1 pseudogene is annotated in these 1,035 nt (G+C 30.6%); it reads right to left on the bottom strand.

The window, feature by feature from the left end:
* Window positions 1-1,035 (bottom strand): annotated as a pseudogene (locus tag Q1553_RS08165) (hypothetical protein); the annotation flags it as partial.

Here is a 1,035-nt window from a genome sequence, read left to right as displayed (position 1 = left end):
GTTTGTGATTTTTTCTTGATATTGTTTTTGTTTGTTTTTGTGTTTTAGTATTGTCCATAGAATCTTAAAAGGGAGTTTTGAGATTCCAAAGAAAGATTTGGAATCTTTAAGGAGGATTTGTCCTAATTGGTAGCTAAGATGGGATTGGACACGAGAAGTAGCGGTAAAAAATGTTTCATATCTGCTAGATTCCCTATTCTCTTTAAATAAATGTTGATAAATCGGTATAAAACTCACCGATTTTAAAAATAAAAATTCTTGGATACACTCCTCTACATTTTTAAGATTCACATTTTTCATAAATACACATTGTTGTATCTGATTATTCTTATCTTTGATGATTCGCTGTTTTAATCCTGTTTTTTGTGCAATTTTTTGTAAAATAAGCAAAAATTCATCAAATTTTATTTCCTCTTTGCATCTTTGCACTACAAGTTGCAATTCACAAGAAATATCCCACTCACCATAATGATGTTTATACACAAAACAATAGAATATTTCTTTTATCAGCAAATGAGAATAAATTTCTACAACACCATTTAATTTGGGAGAAATATAAAGATAGGCAGAATCACCAAAAATCCTTTTTTCTAATCTCAAAATCAAAGGTGTCAAGTAATGCAAAGATAATAAAAATCCATATAAATTTCCTAGATTTTCTATTGGGAGATTGCTTTTTTTATATTCAAATTCCTTCGTTTGTTGTGAGATTCTCTCCCATTCTTTATGATTAACATACCACTCTCCAAAGAGTAAAGAACTAAAAGCAGAGGACCAAAATTTAGAACCACTCACTGCGTGAATAATAGCGACATCTTTAGAGCAATGAGGGCTATAAGGAGCAATATTCGCGACACGCAATGGAGCAAAACTTAAATGATATTCATAGGCAATAATTCCAAAGGGTATTTCATCACTCATTGCTACTTCCGATAAAACCCCCAAAGAATAACAACGACTAACAATCTTATAGCATTCTAACCTTAAAGGAATGGAAGTTTTTCTTAAAATATTCTTTGAGAAGCTAATAACACC

Source organism: Helicobacter sp. UBA3407 (assembly GCF_949747025.1).
In the GTDB taxonomy this organism is placed as follows: Bacteria; Campylobacterota; Campylobacteria; order Campylobacterales; family Helicobacteraceae; genus Helicobacter_D; species Helicobacter_D ganmani.
This window is presented reverse-complemented; position numbering and strand designations above follow the sequence as displayed.